Below are 215 nucleotides of genomic sequence, written 5' to 3' on the forward strand. Positions count from 1 at the left end.
GCGCAGGACTTTGACCATCACGGCCTCGTGGAGGCCATGGGCACCGTCGCGAAGGAGGAGACCAAGCAACGGTCGGCTCGCGAACAATCCACCGCCCCGCTCATTCTCTCCCATCAGGCGAAAGGCCTGCCCTTTGCGGCGCGCAAGGGCGAGATCATCGGACTGGCGGGTCTGGCGGGCCATGGGCCGGACGAACTCCTGCTCGCCCCGCATGT

The 215-nt window shown here is 67.0% G+C and carries 1 pseudogene; it reads left to right on the forward strand.

The window, feature by feature from the left end:
* Positions 1–215, forward strand: a pseudogene (locus tag AF337_RS00005) (sugar ABC transporter ATP-binding protein); the annotation flags it as partial.

This window comes from Rhizobium ecuadorense, from assembly GCF_001187535.1.
Taxonomy (GTDB): Bacteria; Pseudomonadota; Alphaproteobacteria; order Rhizobiales; family Rhizobiaceae; genus Rhizobium; species Rhizobium ecuadorense.